The organism is Bifidobacterium sp. LH_419, assembly GCF_056356955.1.
This window is the reverse complement of the sequence record NZ_JBKEVG010000001.1, coordinates 533,744-552,095: the sequence shown is the minus strand read 5'-3', so window position 1 is coordinate 552,095 and position 18,352 is coordinate 533,744. Positions and strand designations below refer to the sequence as shown.

Genomic DNA, 18,352 nt, shown 5'->3' with positions numbered 1-18,352 from the left:
GTTTTGGTGAGCGAGATCGCGAACTATGGCAAGGACGATGCGGTCCTTGTGCTGGAGGATGGGCAGGTGTATGTGGGTGAACCCTACGGGGCCCATGGCGCGACCACGGGTGAGATCGTGTTCGCCACCGGCATGACCGGATACCAGGAGACGCTCACCGATCCGAGCTACGACCGTCAGATCGTCGTGCAGACCTTCCCGCACATCGGCGACACGGGCGTCAACCACGAGGATCCGGAATCCTCCCGCATCTGGGTGGCCGGCTACATCGTGCGCGAGCCCTCCCCGAACGTGAGCAACTGGCGTGCCGAGGGCAGCCTCGACGGCGATCTCGAAGCCAACGGCATCGTCGGTCTCGCCGACATCGACACCCGCAAGCTGGTGCGCCACCTGCGCTCCGCAGGCGTGATGCGCGCCGGCATCTTCTCCGGCGACGCGCTCCTCGGCGAGGACGGCCGCCTCAAGACCATCGACGAACTGCTCGACGCGGTCAAGGCCACCCCGCAGATGCAGGGTCTGAGCCTGTACGACGAGGTCTCCACCAAGGAGGCGTACACCATCGAGCCGTGCGGCGAGTTCGAAGGCAAGGAGCCGCTGTACACCGTGGCCGCCGTCGACCTCGGCATCAAGGCGATGACCCCGCACCGCATGGCCGAGCGCGGCTGCCGCGTGCACGTCGTGCCCTCCACCATCACGTTCGAAGAGCTGACCGCCCTCAACCCGGACGGCGTCTTCTTCTCCAACGGCCCGGGCGACCCGGAGCAGGCCGGCCCGGAGGTCGAGCTGCTGCGCAAGGTCCTCGACGCCGGCTACCCGTTCTTCGGCATCTGCTTCGGCAACCAGCTGCTCGGCCGCGCGCTCGGCTTCGGCACGTACAAGCTGAAGTTCGGCCACCGCGGCATCAACCAGCCGGTCAAGGACCTCACCACCGGCAAGGTGGAGGTCACCGCCCACAACCACGGCTTCGCCGTCGACGCGCCGATCGGCGAAACCGTCGACGCCCCGTTCGAGAACGGCAAGTACGGCAAGGTGTTCGTCAGCCACATCGATCTCAACGACGACGTGGTCGAAGGCCTGCAGTGCGTCGACATCCCCGCGTTCTCCGTGCAGTACCACCCGGAGGCCGCCGCGGGCCCGCACGACGCCGCGTACCTGTTCGACCGATTCTGCGATCTCATGAAGAACAATCCGCGCGATTCCCGCGCCGACTCCAAGGAAGGTAAGTGATATGCCGAAGCGCACCGACATCAAATCCGTGATGGTCATCGGCTCCGGCCCGATCGTGATCGGTCAGGCCGCGGAGTTCGATTACTCGGGCACCCAGGCATGCCGCGTCCTCAAGGAGGAAGGCATCCGCGTCATCCTCGTCAACTCGAACCCGGCCACCATCATGACCGACCCCGAGATGGCCGACGCCACCTACATCGAGCCGATTGCCACGCCGATCCTCGAGCAGATCATCGCCAAGGAACGCCCCGACGCGCTGCTGCCGACCCTCGGCGGCCAGACCGCGCTCAACGCCGCGATGGCGCTCGGCGAGGCCGGCGTGCTCAAGAAGTACGACGTCGAGCTGATCGGCGCGTCCCTCGACGCCATCGACCGCGGCGAGGACCGCGAGCTGTTCAAGAAGGTCGTCGACGAGGCGGGCGCCGAATCCGCGCGCTCCCGCATCGCCCACACGCTCGCCGAAGTGGACCGCATCGCCGACGAGTTCGGCTACCCGCTGGTCGTCCGCCCGAGCTTCACGATGGGCGGCCTCGGCTCCGGCATCGCGCACGACGAGGAGGAGCTGCACCGCATCGCCGGCGCCGGCATCCACTACTCGCCGACCGACGAGGTGCTCATCGAGGAGGGCATCGAAGGCTGGAAGGAGTTCGAGCTCGAGCTCATGCGCGACCGCAACGACAACGTCGTGGTCGTCTGCCCGATCGAGAACGTCGACCCGGTCGGCGTGCACACCGGCGACTCCATCACCGTGGCCCCGTGCTTCACCCTGACCGACCGCGAGTACCAGAAGCTGCGCGACATCGGCATCGCCATCATCCGCGGCGTGGGAGTCGACACCGGCGGCTGCAACATCCAGTTCGCCATCCACCCCGAGACCGGGCGCATCATCGTCATCGAGATGAACCCGCGCGTCTCCCGCTCCTCCGCGCTCGCCTCGAAGGCCACCGGCTTCCCGATCGCGAAGATCGCGACCAAGCTGGCCCTCGGCTACACGCTCGACGAGATCCGCAACGACATCACCCAGTCCACGCCGGCCTCCTTCGAGCCGACCATCGACTACGTGGTCACCAAGGTGCCGCGCTTCGCGTTCGAGAAGTTCCCGGGCGCCGATCCGACGCTCACCACGTCGATGAAGTCCGTCGGCGAGGCCATGGCCCTGGCCGGCAACTTCCAGGAGTCCCTCGGCAAGGCGATGCGCTCCATCGACAAGCGCCACATGGGCTTCAACTGGGACGGTCCGAAGCCGACGGCCGACGAGGTCGCCGAACTGCTCAAGGCGATCCACACGCCCACCGAGAACCGCTACCTCGAGCTCATGCGCGCCATCTGGGGCGGCGCCACCATCGAGCAGCTGTACGCGGCCACCAAGATCGATCCGTGGTTCCTCAAGCAGCTCACGCTCATCAACGAGACCGCCCAGGCGGTGCGCGAGGCCGAGACGCTCACGCGCAAGCTGCTGCGCCGCGCCAAGCTCGCCGGCCTGTCCGACCTGCAGATCGCGCACCTGAGGAACCTCGGCGACGAGGGCGAGAACACGATCCGCGAGCTGCGCTGGACCTACGGCTTGAAGCCCGTGTACAAGACGGTCGACACCTGCGCCGCCGAGTTCGACGCGGCCACGCCGTACTACTACTCCTGCTACGCGGACGAGTCCGAGGTCAAGCCGCGCGAGCGCGAGGCCGTGATTATCCTCGGCTCCGGCCCGAACCGCATCGGCCAGGGCATCGAGTTCGACTACACCTGCGTGCACGCGGTGCAGGAGCTCGGCAAGGACTATGACACGATCATGGTCAACTGCAACCCGGAGACCGTCTCCACCGACTACGACATCTCCGACCGCCTCTACTTCGAGCCGCTCACCTTCGAGGACGTGCTCGAGATCTACGAGGCCGAGAAGCGCATGGGCCCGGTCAAGGGCGTCATCGTGCAGCTCGGCGGCCAGACGCCGCTGTCGCTCGCCGCGCGCCTCAAGGCCGCCGGCGTGCCGATCCTCGGCACCACCCCGGAGGCCATCGACCTCGCGGAGAACCGCGAGCTGTTCGGCGAGGTGCTCAAGAAGGCGAAGATGAACGCGCCGCGCTACGGCACCGCCCTGTCGCTGGAGGAGGCCCAGGAGGCCGCCCACTCGATCGGCTACCCGGTGCTCGTGCGCCCGAGCTACGTGCTCGGCGGCCGCGGCATGGAGATCGTCTACGACAACGCCCAGCTCGAGAAGTACGTGAACCGTGCCCTCGCCGAGGCCCAGGCCGACACGGTCGTCTCCGGCCGTCTGCCCTCCCCGCTGCTCATCGACAAGTTCCTCCAGGACGCCATCGAGATCGACGTCGACGCGCTGTTCGACGGCGAGGAGCTGTACATCGGCGGCATCATGGAGCACATCGAGGAGGCCGGCGTCCACTCCGGCGACGCCGCCTGCACGCTGCCGCCGTCCACGCTGTCCGACGACCAGATCCGTCGCCTGCGCGAGGGCACCTATGCGATTGCCAAGGGCTGCAACGTCAAGGGCCTGATCAACGTGCAGTACGCGTTCATGGCGAACACGCTGTACGTCATCGAAGCCAACCCGCGCGCCTCCCGCACCGTGCCGTTCGCCTCCAAGGCGACCGGCGTGGCGCTGGCCAAGGCCGCCGCGCGCATCATGGCCGGCGAGACCATCGCCGACCAGCGCGCCAACGGCCTGCTGCTGCCCAAGGGCGACGGCGGCGTCATGCACCGCGGCCAGCAGGTGGCGGTCAAGGAGTCCGTGCTGCCGTTCAAGCGCTTCCGCACGCCCGTCGGCAAGACCGTCGACATCCTGCTCGGACCGGAGATGCGCTCCACCGGCGAGGTCATGGGCTTCGACCGCGACTTCCCGCACGCGTTCGCCAAGAGCCAGCTCGCCGCCTACGAGGGCGGTCTGCCGACCCACGGCAACGTGTTCATCTCCGTGAACGACACCGACAAGCGCCAGCTGCCGCTCATGGCCGTGCGTCTCGTCGAGCTCGGCTTCACGATCTGGGCGACCGAGGGCACCGCCTCCGTGCTGCGCCGCTACGGCATCGACTCGAAGATCGTCGACAAGATCTCCACCCGCGTGGACTCCGATCCGGAGGCGCCGGTGAAGGTCGTGCACGCCGAAGGCTCGATCGGCAAGAACGTCGTCGAACTCATCGAGGACGGCGCGATCGACATGATTCTCAACACGCCGAACTCGCGCGGGTCGCGCTCCGACGGTTACTCGATTCGAGCCGCCGCCATCGCCGCCGACCTGCCGCAGTTCACGACCATCACCGAGTTCTCCGCGGTGCTGCTGGCCATCGAGGCGGTCAAGCGCAACGACTACCAGATCATGAGCATCCAGGAGCACTCCAAGCAGCTGTTCGCGTTGGAAAGCAAGGATTTCTGATCAACGGATTTCCTCTCACACGAAGGAAGGGATCGCGATGAGTGACAGCCCCATTGAGGAACAGGACAAGGAACGGCTCGCCAGGCGTTCAGACTTCGGTCTGCGTCTGCGCAATTCGATGGACAAGTACGGTCCGTTGTGCGTGGGCATCGACCCACACCGGAAACTCCTGACCGATTGGGGCTACAACGTCGACGCCGACGGCGCGGAGATGTTCGCCATGCGCATGCTGCAGGCCGCGAACGGACGCGCCGCCGCCGTCAAGTTCCAGTCGCCGATGTTCGAGCGTTACGGCTCGAAGGGATTCGCCGCGCTGGAACGCGTGCTGTACGCGGCACGCCAGATGGGCATCATCACGATCGTCGACTGCCTGCACGGCGGACTGTCCACGACGATCTCCGCCATCGCCGACGCCTACTTCAAGCCGGGCGCGCCGCTGAGGGCCGACGCGATCACGCTGCTGCCGTACTACGGCGCGCGATCGCTGCAGGGCCTCATCGACGACGCGCTCGACAACGGGCGCGGCGTGTTCATCGCATCCCTCACCTCCAACGAGGAGGGCAAGAGCCTGCAAAGCGCCATCCGACAGGTCGGCGACTATGAAGGCAAGACGGTGGCGTACGGCATCGCCGCCACCGCGCAGAAGAACAACCGCAACGTGGACGGCATGGGCTCCGTCGGCCTCGTCATCGGCGCGACCATCGGCCAGTGGATCAACGAGACCGGCGTCGACCCGGCCCAGTTCACCGGACCGATCCTCTCGCCCGGCTACGGCTGGCAGGGCGCTGACGCGAAGGACCTGCGCACCGTGTTCAAGGGGACGAAGGGCAACGTGCTCGTCACCGTGTCCCGCTTCATCGCGTCGCACGGTCCGGACATCGCCGCATTGAGCGAAGCCACCGAGGCGATTTCGCTCGACGTGCGTCAAGCGCTCATGGAGGCGACGCGCGTCGCCGAGCTGCCGCAGGAGCAGCAGAAGGCCGTTGCGGCGGCGACGGACGAGGCCGCGCCCGTGCCGCAGACGCCTGCCGAGACCGCCGGGACGTCCGACCACGGCGCAACCGCAACATCCGAGACGACCGGCGCGGACGCGCCGAGGGAGAGCATCACCGTGACCGACACCGATAAGACCGCCGCTTCCGCTGATTCCGCCGCCGAGGCACAATCCGACGCGACGACCGCTCCCGCGGGCAAAACCGCGGCCGCCACCGGCACGCAGCCGGAAGCCACAGCCGACGCGGACGCGCAGGCGCTGCGTGGCGGACGTCTGCTCGTGCTCACCGGCCCCGCCGGCGTCGGCAAGGGCACCGTCGAGATCGCGCTGCGCAAGAAGCACCCGGAGATCTGGGTGTCCGTCTCCGCCACGACGCGCGACCCGCGCCCGGGCGAGGTGAACGGCGTCAACTACTGGTTCATGAGCGAGGAGGAGTTCGCCGCCAAGGAGAAGGCGGGGGAGTTCCTGGAGACGGCGCTCGTGCACGGACTCGCGCACTACGGCACGCCGCTGAAGCCGCTCGAGGACCACATGGCCGTCGGCACGCCGACGATTCTCGAGATCGACCTGCAGGGCGCGCGTCGCGTCAAGGAGAAGGCCAAGGAGCTGGGACTCGAGGTGATGACCGTGTTCATCGCCCCGCCGAGCTTCGACGAGCTGGTGCGCCGCCTCACCGGCCGCGGCACCGAAACCGAGGAGCAGCGCAAGCGCCGCCTCGAGACCGCCAAGGTGGAGCTCGCCGCGGAAAGCGAATTCGACGTGACCATCGTCAACGAGAACGTCGAACAGGCCGCCGACCAGCTCTGGGACATCATCGCCAAGGAGTACGGCAAGGAGGCGTGAGCCTTCCCTGTACAGCCGTATATACTTCAGGCTCCCTCGTCAGAGGGAGCTTTTTTGTTTTCGTCTTATTCCGCCGCGGCGGCCTTGCGGTCGGCGATGAGCTGGTCGGCGAGCTTCGGCTTCTCGGCGAGCTGGCCGGTGAAACCGGGGCGGATGTCCATGTGGAGCACGAGGCTCGTGCGGTAGCCCTGCTCCGCGAGCTTCTTCGCGGCCTCGCCGGCCACGTGCAGCACGTCGTCGAGGTTGCCCTCCACGTCGGTGAACAGCGCATTCGTCTCCTGCGGGAGGCCCGAATCGCGGATCACCTCGATCGCCTGCGAGACGTAGGGGGAGACCTCGGAGCCCGCGCCCGTCACCGACACCTGGATCGCGGCCACCGTGTTGAGATACGGCTTGCCGGTCTTCGGGTCGATGGGGACCTCCTGCTTCACGGCGAAACGGTCGGTCGCCGTGGCGAGCGCCGCGTCACGCGCGTCCGAAGCGTCGCGCCCGGTGGCGTCATCGTTCTGCGTCATCGTCATTTCTCCTTCTCTCTCACCGCCACTGCCACGCGTGGTCCATCGGGCCGGAACCGTGGCCCAGATCGAGCATCGCGTTCAGTGCGCCGGTCAGATACTCCTTCGCGTGCCGGATTGCGTCGGGCAGCGTCTCGCCCTTCGCGAGATTCGACGCGATCGCCGAACTCAATGTGCAGCCGGTGCCGTGCGTGTTCGGATTGTCGACGCGCGAACCCTCGAACCACGTGACCGTGCCATCGGTCTCGGCGAGCACGTCGTTCGCGTCGTTCGTGTGATGACCGCCCTTGACGAGCGCCGCGCAGCCGTAGCGCGTGACGAGGGCGCGCGCCGCCGCCTCCATCGAACCGGCGTCGACGATCGCCAGACCGGTGAGCTCCTGCGCCTCGGGGATGTTCGGCGTGATGACCGTGGCGAGCGGGAACAGCTTCGACGTGAGCGCGGCGATCGCGTCGTCGCTGATGAGCTTCGCGCCGGACGTGGCGACCATGACCGGGTCGAGCACGACGTTCGCCGCATGATGGAACGTGAGCCGGTCGGCGATCACGTCGATGATGTCCGTCGCGGACACCATGCCGATCTTGACCGCCAGCGGCGGGATGTCCTCGAACACGGCGTCGATCTGGTCGGCGAGGATCGTCGGCTCCGTGTCCTGGATGGAGCGCACGCCGGTCGTGTTCTGCGCGGTGAGTGCGGTGATCGCGCTCATGCCGAACACGCCGTTGGCGAGCATGGTCTTCAGGTCCGCCTGCATGCCCGCGCCGCCGGACGAATCCGAACCGGAGATCGCGAGCACGGGGGGAAGCGTGGTTGCATGTGTTGACATACGGTTCAGCTTAGTCGGGGGAGACTCGTTTTTCACCTGTTTCCGCCGTTGATTTCCGGCTCGCCCCGCCTTGGACTTCCCTCGGATTTCCCTTGATTCCGGGGCGGTTGTGTGGTGTGATGGAACGGGCCGGGACAACGGCCGGAACCGAGCAGTGGGAGAGGGGAATCATGTCCGACGACGTGTTGCGCCGTGACGGCGTGCTGGCGCGCATCACCGGATTCGACGAGGGGCGCGTCGCCTATTACGCGACGATGCCGAACGGGCGGAGCACGCAGCTCACGTTCCCGCGTCAGGAGGTGTTCGACGTGGGCGACGTGCTGCTCGTCGGCGACGGCTTCTACACGAAGGTGCCCGCCTCCGTCTGGCCGATCAAGCCCCGCGTCGGCGTCGTGCGCCGCGCATTGGAGGATGCGGTCGTGCTGGAGACCTCGGACGGGCTGGAACTCCTCGAAGGCGACTATCCGGTGGACATCATGCCCGGCAACACGGTCGAGTTCACCGACCTGTTCGGCATCGAACGCGTGCTGTGGCCGACGGCCATCCGCCCCGGCGAATCCGACCACGACGACGACATCAAACAGTACCGGATCACGCCGAGCGCCGACCCGGACCTCACGTTCGCGTCGTTCGGCGGCTACGAGCAGGTCGTCACGCGCGCCAAGGAGCTCATCGAGACGCAGCTCGGCAACAGCGTGCAGATGCGCGCCATCGGTGCGAAGCCGATCAAGGGCGTGATCTTCACCGGCGCGCCCGGCACCGGCAAGACGCATCTGGCGCGCATCATCGCCAATGTGGCCGACGCGCAGTTCTACCTCGTCTCCGGTCCGACCATCGTGAGCAAATACGTGGGCGACAGCGAGGAAACGCTGCGCATGATCTTCGCCGCCGCGCAGGCCGACCAGCGTGCCATCATCTTCTTCGACGAGATCGATTCGATCGCCTCCTCGCGCGACACCGACACGAACGGCGTCGGCAAGCGTCTCGTCGCACAGCTGCTGACGCTCATGGACGGCTTCGCGTCCAAAGGCAACGTGGTGGTCGTCGCCGCCACGAACCGCATCGAGGACGTGGATCCGGCGCTGCTGCGCCCTGGCCGCTTCGACTGGCAGATCCCGTTCCCGATGCCGGGCGAGCACGACCGTCTCGCGATCCTTGAAGTGCAGGAGCGCGCGCTCTCGACCGAAGGGGAGCTGCCCCTCGCGGACATCGCGCGGCGCACCGAAGGCTGGAGCGGCGCCGAAGTGTGCGCGATCTGGACGGAGGCGGCGCTCGTCGCCGCCAAGGATCGCCGCGCCGCGATCCGCGCCGCGGACCTCATTACCGCGTTCGAGCGCGTCGAACGTCGCCCCGAACTGCGCGCGCATAGGGGCTAGCAGAGGCCGGCAAGGGAACCCCACATATGTTGAAACCCCTCTCGGATGAGAGGGGTTTCAACATATCGGACCGGAGGGATCCTACCGGTGGGGACCGGAATCCGTCACTCGGTGGCGGTGGAGTAGAGCTTGCCGCCCTGGGCGGTGTACTTCTCGCTCATCGCGTCGAGGCCGGCTCGGATCTCCTCGGGGCTCAGCACGTTGGCGGAGACGACGCCGTCGGCCGCGGCCGGCTGCGCGTCGGCGGCCACACCGGCGAGCGAATCCTTCACGATCTGCTCCTGGGCGGCCGCGCCGCCGAACGCCTTGCGGATGTTCTGCGAGATGGCCATCGAGCAGAACTTCGGGCCGCACATCGAGCAGAAGTGCGCCATCTTGGCCGGCTCGGCGGGCAGCGTGTCGTCGTGGAACGCGATCGCGGTGTCCGGATCGTAGGAGAGGTTGAACTGGTCGAGCCAACGGAACTCGAAGCGGGCCTTCGAGATCGCGTCGTCACGGTCCTGCGCGTGCGGGTGGTGCTTGGCGATGTCGGCCGCGTGGGCGGCGATCTTGTAGGCGATCACGCCCTGCTTGACGTCGTCCTTGTTCGGCAGGCCCAGGTGCTCCTTCGGAGTCACGTAGCACAGCATGGCGGTGCCGTAGCGGCCGATCTCGGTGGCGCCGATCGCGGAGGTGATGTGGTCGTAGCCGGGGGCGGTATCGGTGGTGAGCGGTCCCAAGGTGTAGAACGGGGCGCCCTTGCACACGGCCTTCTCCAGCTCGATGTTCATGCGCACCGTGTCGAACGGCACGTGGCCCGGGCCCTCGATCATGACCTGCACGTCCTTCGCCCAGGCGCGCTCGGTGAGCTCGCCCAGCGTCATCAGTTCGGAGAGCTGTGCCGCGTCGTTGGCGTCCGCGAGGGAGCCGGGGCGCAGACCGTCGCCGAGGGAGAACGCCACATCGTACTTGGCGAAGATGTCGCATAGCTCGTCGAAGTGCGTGTACAGGAAGCTCTCCTGATGGTGGCGCAGGCACCAGTCGGCCATGATCGAGCCGCCGCGGGAGACGATGCCGGTGACGCGGTTCGCGGTGAGCGGCACGTAGCGCAGCAGCACGCCGGCGTGGATCGTCATGTAGTCGACGCCCTGCTCGCACTGCTCGATCACGGTGTCGCGGAACAGCTCCCAGCTGAGCTTCGAGGCGTCGTCCTCGACCTTCTCCAGCGCCTGGTACATCGGCACGGTGCCAATCGGCACGGGGGAGTTGCGCAGAATCCACTCGCGGGTGGTGTGGATGTCGTTGCCGGTGGACAGATCCATCACGGTGTCGGCACCCCACTTGGTGGCCCACGTGAGTTTCTCGACCTCCTCGTCGATGGACGAGGTGACGGCCGAGTTGCCCATGTTCGCGTTGAGCTTGGTGAGGAAGCGGGAGCCGATAATCATCGGCTCGGCCTCCGGGTGGTTGATGTTGCACGGCATGACGGCGCGGCCGGCGGCCAGCTCGGAGCGCACGAGCTCCACGTCGCAGTTCTCGCGGGTCGCGACGTACTGCATCTCCGGGGTGATGATGCCGTGGCGGGCGTACCACATCTGGGTGACCGGGTGGTCCTTGGCGCGCATCGGCTTGTGCGTGCGTCCGCGCCATTCCTTCGTGGCGCGGCCGCGCTTGATGGCGCGCTTGCCGTCGTCCTGCAGGTTGCGGGCGCGGCCCTCGTAGTCCTCGATGTCGCCGCGGTCGCGGATCCAGTCGAGGCGCAGGGGCTTGAGTCCCTCCTTCGGATCGCACTTCGGGCCTTCGGTGTTGTAGTCGATGAACGGCGGGTTCGGGCCGACGCCGGGCGTGTCGGAGAGCTTGATCTCCGTGTACGGCACTTCGAGGTCGTAGGAGCCGTATTCGTAGGAGAACGGCACGGTCTTCGTCTTGCGGATGTGCGCCTTGTCGCGCTGCTTCGAGCCACGGGCGGCGATGTCGACGCGCTGTTGCTTGGCGAGCTTCTGCGCCTCCTTCGCCTCCTTCGCGTTCGTGAACTTCTTCTCGGTGGCCTCGGCGCCCGGCTCGGCGGCGCCCTCCTGCGCGGCCTGCGTGTCGACGGCCGGCGTGTGGGTGACGATGCGCGGGGCGTAGCTGTGGCGCTTGTCGCCGCGCACGGCCTTCCAGCCCTCGACCATCGCGCGGGTGGCGGCCTCCGGGTCGTCGGCGCCCGCGATGGCGGAGACCGCGAACCAGCCGGCGGCCTTGGTGCCGGCGAGCATGGCCATGTCGGCCGCGGTCACGCCGCCGCCGACCACGACCGGGAACTCGCTGGCGGCGCAGATCGTGTCGATCTGGCGGGCGTCCAGGGTCTTGCCGGAGCCGTCGTTGCCGCCGACCGAGGCCTCGGGCTTGGTGGAGGAGACGTGCAGCGGGCCGGCGCCGATGTAGTCGATGCAGCCGTCGGGCAGCTCGTTGATGAGACGGACCAGCGACTCGGTCTCGGCGGACAGGCCGACGATTGCCTCGTCGCCGAGCAGCGCGCGGGCCTCGCGCGGCTCCATGTCGGTCTGGCCGATGTGCACGCCGTCGACCTTGATGCCCTTGCGGCGGGCCTGCCAGACGACGTCCGCGCGGTCGTCGATGACGAACGCGACCGTGTCGGACTTGCCGGCGTCCTCGATGATCTGCGCCACGTCGCGGGCCATCTCGGTCAGTTCGGAGGCGTCCGCGCCCTTGGCGCGCAGCTGGATGAACGTGGCGCCGCCGTGCAGGGCCTGGTCGACCACGTCGGTCAGCGGGCGGCCCTTGCAGTCGTCCGGCCCGACCACGAAGTACGCGGAGAGGTCGAACGAATCGCGCATGGACGCGTAGGGATATTCGTTGCTCATGTGTTCCTGTTCCTTGTTGATTGGTTGGTGGAAGTTTTGTGTCAGCCGATGAGGATCGGGCTGGAGGCGATCTGGTCGGGGGTGGTGTTCCAGAGGGCGTCGAGGAAGGCGACCTGGAACGATCCGGGACCGTTCGAGACCTTCTCCGCGGCCTCGCCGGCGCGGTCGTAGAGCGCCGTCGCGGCGAGCGCGGCGGTCAGCGGGTCCGTGACGGCGAGGTAGACGGCAGTCACGCCGCCGAGCGAGCATCCGGCGCCGGTGATCTTCGCCATCATCGCGCTGCCGCCGGGAAGACGGTAGACGGTCTCGCCGTCGGTGACGAGATCGGCCTTTCCGGAGACGGCGACGGCCGCCTCGCCTTCCGGCGCGGACGCGGCGAGGAAGCGGGCGAGTGTCTTCGCCGGTTCGACGGCGGACTCGACCTCGTCGACGGATTCGACGCCGGCCGGCCGGGTCGCGTCGTCGGGGGAGACGAGGCCCCACATCGTCGCCAGGGCGATGATCTCGGAGGCGTTGCCGCGCACGATGGTCGGGGGAGCGGCGCGGAAGGCGCGCAGGATCTCGGTGCGCGTCGAGCCGATGCCGGCGGCCACCGGGTCGAGCACCCACTTGTGCCCGGTCTTGTGGAAGGCGCGCGCGATCTTCGGCAGCGCGTCCTTATAGAAGGGCAGCAGCGTGCCCACGTTGATGTAGTCGGCGCCGGACATGGTCGCGGTGTCGATCACGTCGTCCGGCAGGAAGCTCATCGCGGCGGCGCCGCCGGCGGCGAGCTGCGCGTTGGCGACGAGGTTGATGGTCACGAAGTTCGTGAACGACTGCGCCATCGGCGTGCGCTCGCGCACCGCCTCGGAGGCCTTCCTGATGCGCGCCTTCAATGCGGCGACGTCCGCGTCGTCGCGGTCCGCCGCGGTTGCCTGCGATGATTCGCTCATATTCACTGCTCCCTACGCTGGTCTTAACCAACAGGTTCAAAGGGTCGGGCGTCGCGCCCATCTCAACCCGCCGAGTGGCTGCGGGTTCCCCTGCATTGCGTTATCGGATTCGACGCTATGCGGTTATATGGACAACCTGTGACGAAGACGGATTCCAGCGCGTCACACCTCTTGCGTGTCGTGCGGCGGAGTGGTAGTTGTGGCGCGGCCTTTCGCCGGTCGGCGTATGCAGGTAGTCTGAACGGGTTGTAAGACCCCAAACCGTTCAAACCAGAAGGTGCATTGTGGCTCAGTCCAAACTTGATGAAGTCGTGTCCCTCGCGAAGCGTCGCGGATTCGTGTTCCCCGCCGGCGAGATCTACGGCGGGACCCGTTCCGCCTGGGACTACGGCCCGCTCGGCGTCGCGCTGAAGGATAATATCAAGCGCGAGTGGTGGCGTTCGATGGTCGTCACCCGTCCCGACGTCGTCGGCGTCGACACCTCCATCATCCTGCCGACCCCGGTGTGGGTCGCCTCCGGCCACGTCGCCGTGTTCAACGACCCGCTGGTCGAGTGCCTGAACTGCCACAAGCGCAACCGCGCCGACAAGCTGCAGGAGTCCTACGCCGAGAAGCACGGCGACAAGCTGCCGGAGAACGGCATGGCCGACATCGTCTGCCCCGACTGCGGTACCCGCGGCAAGTGGACCGAGCCGCGCGACTTCAACATGATGCTGCGCACGCACCTCGGCCCGGTCGAGGACGAGAACAGCCTGCACTACCTGCGTCCGGAGACCGCGCAGGGCATCTTCGTCGACTTCAAGAACGTGATGACCTCCTCGCGTTCCAAGCCGCCGTTCGGCATCGCCAACATGGGCAAGTCCTTCCGCAACGAGATCACGCCCGGCAACTTCATCTTCCGCACCCGCGAGTTCGAGCAGATGGAGATGGAGTTCTTCGTCGAGCCCGGCACCGACGAGGAATGGCACCAGTACTGGATCGACGCCCGCACCCAGTGGTACCTGGACCTCGGCGTCAAGCCGGAGAACCTGCGCCACTACGAGCACCCGAAGGACAAGCTGGCCCACTACTCGAAGCGCACCGTCGACATCGAGTACAAGTTCGGCTTCCAGGGCTCCGACTGGGGCGAGCTCGAAGGCGTGGCCAACCGCACCGACTTCGACCTCTCCGCGCACGCCAAGCACTCCGGCGAGGATCTGAGCTACTTCAACCAGGCCACCGGCGAGAAGTACGTCCCATACGTCATCGAGCCGGCCGCCGGCCTGACCCGCTCCCTCATGTGCTTCCTCGTCGACGCCTACGACGTGGACGAGGCACCGAACACCAAGGGCGGCGTCGACAAGCGCACCGTCCTGCGCCTCGACCCGCGCCTCGCCCCGGTCAAGGCCGCCGTGCTGCCGCTGAGCAAGAAGCCGCAACTGCAGTCCGTCGCCCAGGACCTGGCCGCCGACCTGCGCCAGAACGAGTGGATGATCGACTACGACGAGTCCGGCGCCATCGGCCGCCGCTACCGCCGCGAGGACGAGATCGGCACCCCGCTGTGCATCACCGTCGACTTCGACACGCTCGACGACCACGCCGTGACGATCCGCGACCGCGACACGATGAACCAGGAGCGCGTCGCGCTCGACAAGGTCGCCGACTACGTGGCCGCCCGCATCGGCGAGAAGCGCACCCGCGTGCCGATGAAGCCGGTCGCCATGGGCGGCGAGGCCTGGCCGGACTCCGTCAGGATCAACGAGGCCGGCGGCCTGTACTGATTGGCGGCGTGCCGTCGGAAGACGGCGGCGACAGTGGCCCCCTCTGATGAGGGGGCTCCCGGCTCGGCCGGGTGGGGGAGAGAAGGAGCGGCCGACGCGCCGCGGTCTCTCCCCCAGTCATCCCGCGGATGACAGCCCCCTCGTCAGAGGGGGCCCGTATGTCCCGAACCCCCAGCAACGAGCGGAAGGCCTGTGACAGTGAGCGACATCACCGAAACCATCATCAACGCGCCACACGAGACGGACGATCTCGACCCGCGCACGGACGCGCCGCGCCGCGCGGCCGGCGAACCCGCCCCGGCCATCGCGCCGGTCAGGCTCGGGAACATCAGCGTGCCGACGCCCGTCGTGCTCTCGCCGATGGCCGGCGTGACCAACTGGCCGTTCCGCGTGATCTGCGAGGAATACGGGCCCGACGGCCTGTACGTGGCGGAGATGATCACCGCCCGCGCGCTCGTCGCCCGCAACCCGAAGGCCCTGCGCCTGTGCCGGTTCGCGCCCTCCGAACGCGTGCGCTCGCTCCAGTTGTACGGCGTGAACCCGGCCATCGTCGAACAGGCGGCTCGCATCGTCGTCGACGAGCATATGGCCGACCACGTGGACCTCAACTTCGGCTGCCCGGTGCCCAAGGTGACGCGCCGCGGCGGCGGTTCCGCCCTGCCGTGGAAGACCGACATTTACACGGATCTCATCCGCCGCGTCGTCAAGGTGTGCGGCGAGGCCGGCATCCCGGTCACCGCGAAGATCCGCGTCGGCATCGACCACGACCGCGAGACCTTCCTCGAAGCCGGCCATATCGCGCAGGAGGAGGGGTGCGCGGCCGTCACGCTGCACGCGCGCACCACCGCCGAATACTACGGCGGACACTCCGATTGGAGCCGCATCGGCGAGCTCAAGGAGCGGCTCGACATCCCCGTGTTCGGCAACGGCGACATCTGGGGCGCAGACGACGCGCTCGCGATGATCCGCGAGACCGGATGCGACGGCGTGGCCATCGGCCGCGGCTGCCAGGGCCGCCCGTGGCTGTTCGCCGACATCAAACACGCCTTCGAGGGCTCGGACGAACGCTTCAACCCGACGCTCGGCGAGGTATGCCGCGTGATCCGCCGCCATGCCGGCCTGCTCGTCGAGTTCTACGACGGCGACGAGCGCATGGCCGTGCACGATCTGCGCAAGCACATCGCCTGGTACCTCAAGGGGTTCCCGGTGGGCGGGTCCACGCGCAAGGCGTTCATGGAATGCGAGTCCCTGGCCGACGTGGACCGCGAGATCGCGCGCCTCGACCCGGACGTCACGTTCCCCGAGCGCGTGGTGGACAAGCCGCGCGGGCGCGTGCGGTTCGCCAAGAAGGTGCATCTGCCGTACGGCTGGCTCGAGTCGCGCACGACCAGCCATGAGGAGCGCGAGACGCTCTTCGGCGACGACCCGATGGACGCCGGCTACTGACGCCGGTTACTGACGCCATGGCACCGGGAGCCGACGCCCGGGACCGACGTCGGGAGCGGTGTGCGATGAAAACGTCGTCATCGCCGTGAAATACGCGTTACACGCGCGAAAATATCACACAATACGGGGGAGCCCTGCGCTAGTCTAGGGTGTAACCGTGAAGTGACAGGAGCCAAACGTGAGCGAGAACGCCCAGACTGAGTTCAACGACAAGACCAACATCAAGGTCGTCGGCGTAGGCGGTGCCGGCGGCAACGCCGTCAACCGCATGATCGCCGAAGGTCTTCAGAACGTTGAGTTCATCGCCGTCAACACCGACGCCAAGGACCTGCTGCGCTCCGAGGCCGATGTGAAGATCTCCCTGTCCGACCAGTCCAGCCGCGGCCTCGGCGCGGGCGCCGACCCGGAGAAGGGCGCGAAGGCCGCGCAGGACCACCAGTCCGACATCGAGGAGTCCCTCAAGGGCGCCGACATGGTGTTCGTCACCTGCGGCGAGGGCGGCGGCACCGGCACCGGCGCCAGCCCGATTGTCGCGCGCGCCGCCCACCAGCAGGGCGCGCTCACCATCGCGGTGGTCACCCGTCCGTTCTCGTTCGAGGGCCCGCAGCGCGCCGCCTCCGCCGAGCTCGGCATCGACAACCTCCGTCAGGAGGTCGACGCCCTCATCGTCATTCCGAACGACCGTCTGCTCGAGCTGTCCGACCGCTCCATCACGATCATGGACGCGTTCAAGACCGCGGATTCCGCGCTGCTGTCCGGCGTCCAGGGCATCACCGACCTCATCACCTCCAACTCGTACATCCACGTGGACTTCTCCGACGTCACCGCGATCCTGCGCGGCGCCGGCACCGCGCTGTTCGGCATCGGTTCCGCGCGCGGCGAGGACCGCGCCACCCAGGCCGCCGAGCTGGCCATCAGCTCGCCGCTGCTCGAGGAGAGCATCGAAGGCGCCCACGGCGCGCTCATCAACGTGGCCGGCCCGACCGACATCGGCCTGCAGGAGGCCTCCGCCGCCGTCGAGCTCGTGCGCAAGGCCATCCACCCCGAGGCCCAGATCATCTGGGGCCTCGCCCTTGACGACGCCTACGGCGACGAGGTGCGCGTCACCGTCATCGCCGCCGGCTTCGACACCGCCAAGGAACAGGCCGAGGCGAACGACGCGCAGCCGCTCGCCGTCGCCGCCCAGCAGGCGAAGGCCGCCCGCGACGCGGCTCCCGCCGCCCAGCAGGCTCCCGCGCAGCCCGCCGCTCCTGCTCAGCCGGCCGCCCCCGCGCAGCCGGCGGCCCCGTCCGCCCAGCCGCAGGCCCAGCCCGCCGCTCCCGCGGCTCCGGCCGCCACGCCGACCCCCGCGCAGCCGCAGCAGGCCCCGGCCGCCACGCCGCAGCCGTCCACCGCCCAGCCCGACCAGTCGCCGTTCACCTTCGCCCCGACCACCGGCGGGATTCCGGCCCAGCAGCCGTACCACTACCGGAACCCCTACCAGGAGTACCCGTACGCGCCCGACGCGAACGATCCGGCCGGAGACCTCGACATCCCCGATTTCCTGCGCTGACGGCAAGACGACAACGACGACGAGAAAGGGTTAAGCCATGGCAGGGTTCATGAAGAACGCGATGTCCTATCTGGGCATGTCCGACGTCTCCGAGAACGATGACGATTTCGACATCGACGAGGAACCGGAGACCCCGGAACCCGCGGGTTCGTTCGACTCCGACCATACGGTGACCCCGATGCCGACGAAGCCCGCCGTCCCGGCGTCGGCCGCCTCGTCCCCGTCCTCGTCCACGCGCGTCGCCAACCCGTTCCAGGGGCGTCTCAGCCGCATCACGACCATCCATCCGAAGTCCTACGAGGACGCGCAGATGGTCGGCCGCGCGATCCGCGACGGCGTGCCGGTCGTGCTCAACCTGACGGGCGTGCCCGAGGCCGTCGCCTACCGCATCGTGGACTTCTCCGCCGGCGTGGTGTTCGGCGTGCACGGTTCGATGGAGCGGGTCACGCCGCGCGTGTTCCTGCTGAGCCCGTCACAGGTGAACATCAAGGTCGAGGAATCGGCCAACGCCAACAGCGCGCGCGACCTGTTCGCCGACTGAGCCACACGGTTCCCGCATCGCCCTTCCACGTCCCCGCAGCCGAAAGCCGCGGGGACGTTTCGGTATGTCATCAGCGAACACCCAGCCTGTTCCCAGCGGGGCTGATACG

12 protein-coding genes, 1 pseudogene and 1 riboswitch are annotated in these 18,352 nt (G+C 67.8%); of the genes and pseudogenes, 9 read left to right on the top strand and 4 right to left on the bottom strand.

Features of this window, described 5'->3' with window-relative positions:
- The first annotated feature begins 6 nt into the window (after positions 1-6).
- The 4 genes and pseudogenes from carA to gmk all read left to right on the top strand — a co-directional run bounded on the left by carA (position 7) and on the right by gmk (position 6,449).
- Positions 7-1,227: a glutamine-hydrolyzing carbamoyl-phosphate synthase small subunit gene (gene carA, locus AC1AYX_RS02550; RefSeq protein WP_423734911.1), complete on the top strand. Its 1,221-nt coding sequence runs from the start codon at positions 7-9 to the stop codon at positions 1,225-1,227.
- Between the two features lies 1 nt (position 1,228).
- Positions 1,229-4,612: a carbamoyl-phosphate synthase large subunit gene (gene carB, locus AC1AYX_RS02545; RefSeq protein WP_476502009.1), complete on the top strand. Its 3,384-nt coding sequence runs from the start codon at positions 1,229-1,231 to the stop codon at positions 4,610-4,612.
- Between the two features lie 37 nt (positions 4,613-4,649).
- A pseudogene (gene pyrF, locus AC1AYX_RS02540) lies at positions 4,650-5,558 on the top strand (orotidine-5'-phosphate decarboxylase); the annotation flags it as partial.
- A gap of 306 nt (positions 5,559-5,864) precedes the next feature.
- A complete protein-coding gene (gmk, locus tag AC1AYX_RS02535; RefSeq protein WP_476502044.1) occupies positions 5,865-6,449 on the top strand; it encodes a guanylate kinase in 585 nt (194 codons plus the stop codon).
- Positions 6,450-6,514: 65 nt separating this feature from the next.
- On the opposite strand, the gene AC1AYX_RS02530 is transcribed toward gmk, so the two are convergent.
- Positions 6,515-6,964, bottom strand: coding sequence for a thiamine-binding protein (locus tag AC1AYX_RS02530; RefSeq protein WP_476502008.1), 450 nt, complete (start codon positions 6,962-6,964; stop codon positions 6,515-6,517).
- A 19-nt stretch (positions 6,965-6,983) separates the two neighbouring features.
- On the bottom strand, positions 6,984-7,790 hold the full coding sequence (gene thiD / locus AC1AYX_RS02525) for a bifunctional hydroxymethylpyrimidine kinase/phosphomethylpyrimidine kinase (protein ID WP_476502007.1): 807 nt from the start codon (positions 7,788-7,790) through the stop codon (positions 6,984-6,986).
- A 167-nt stretch (positions 7,791-7,957) separates the two neighbouring features.
- Here thiD and AC1AYX_RS02520 point away from each other — a divergent pair, with 167 nt between their 5' ends.
- Positions 7,958-9,166 (top strand): AAA family ATPase, encoded by a 1,209-nt coding sequence (locus tag AC1AYX_RS02520; protein ID WP_476502043.1) that lies wholly within the window; start codon positions 7,958-7,960, stop codon positions 9,164-9,166.
- A gap of 104 nt (positions 9,167-9,270) precedes the next feature.
- Here the strand turns inward: AC1AYX_RS02520 and thiC are convergent, their stop codons facing one another.
- Together thiC and thiM are read right to left on the bottom strand one after the other, a co-directional pair.
- On the bottom strand, positions 9,271-12,012 hold the full coding sequence (gene thiC / locus AC1AYX_RS02515) for a phosphomethylpyrimidine synthase ThiC (RefSeq protein ID WP_476502006.1): 2,742 nt from the start codon (positions 12,010-12,012) through the stop codon (positions 9,271-9,273).
- 41 nt (positions 12,013-12,053) lie between these two features.
- Positions 12,054-12,944 carry a hydroxyethylthiazole kinase gene (thiM, locus tag AC1AYX_RS02510; protein WP_476502005.1) on the bottom strand — a complete coding sequence of 297 codons (891 nt, stop codon included), beginning with the start codon at positions 12,942-12,944 and terminating at the stop codon, positions 12,054-12,056.
- Positions 12,937-13,046, bottom strand: a riboswitch (TPP riboswitch). It overlaps the preceding gene by 8 nt.
- Positions 13,047-13,228: 182 nt before the next feature.
- Between thiM and AC1AYX_RS02505 the strand changes: the two genes are divergently transcribed.
- From AC1AYX_RS02505 to AC1AYX_RS02490, 4 genes are all read left to right on the top strand, one after another.
- Complete coding sequence (locus AC1AYX_RS02505; RefSeq protein WP_476502004.1) at positions 13,229-14,704, top strand: glycine--tRNA ligase; 1,476 nt, start codon at positions 13,229-13,231, stop codon at positions 14,702-14,704.
- 198 nt (positions 14,705-14,902) lie between these two features.
- Positions 14,903-16,150, top strand: a complete 1,248-nt coding sequence (gene dusB / locus AC1AYX_RS02500) for a tRNA dihydrouridine synthase DusB (RefSeq protein WP_476502003.1) — start codon at positions 14,903-14,905, stop codon at positions 16,148-16,150.
- A gap of 178 nt (positions 16,151-16,328) precedes the next feature.
- Entirely contained in the window at positions 16,329-17,702 is a 1,374-nt protein-coding gene (gene ftsZ, locus AC1AYX_RS02495) for a cell division protein FtsZ (RefSeq protein WP_476502002.1), read from the top strand.
- A 37-nt stretch (positions 17,703-17,739) separates the two neighbouring features.
- Positions 17,740-18,243 (top strand): cell division protein SepF, encoded by a 504-nt coding sequence (locus AC1AYX_RS02490; RefSeq protein WP_476502001.1) that lies wholly within the window; start codon positions 17,740-17,742, stop codon positions 18,241-18,243.
- The last annotated feature ends 109 nt before the right edge of the window (positions 18,244-18,352 follow it).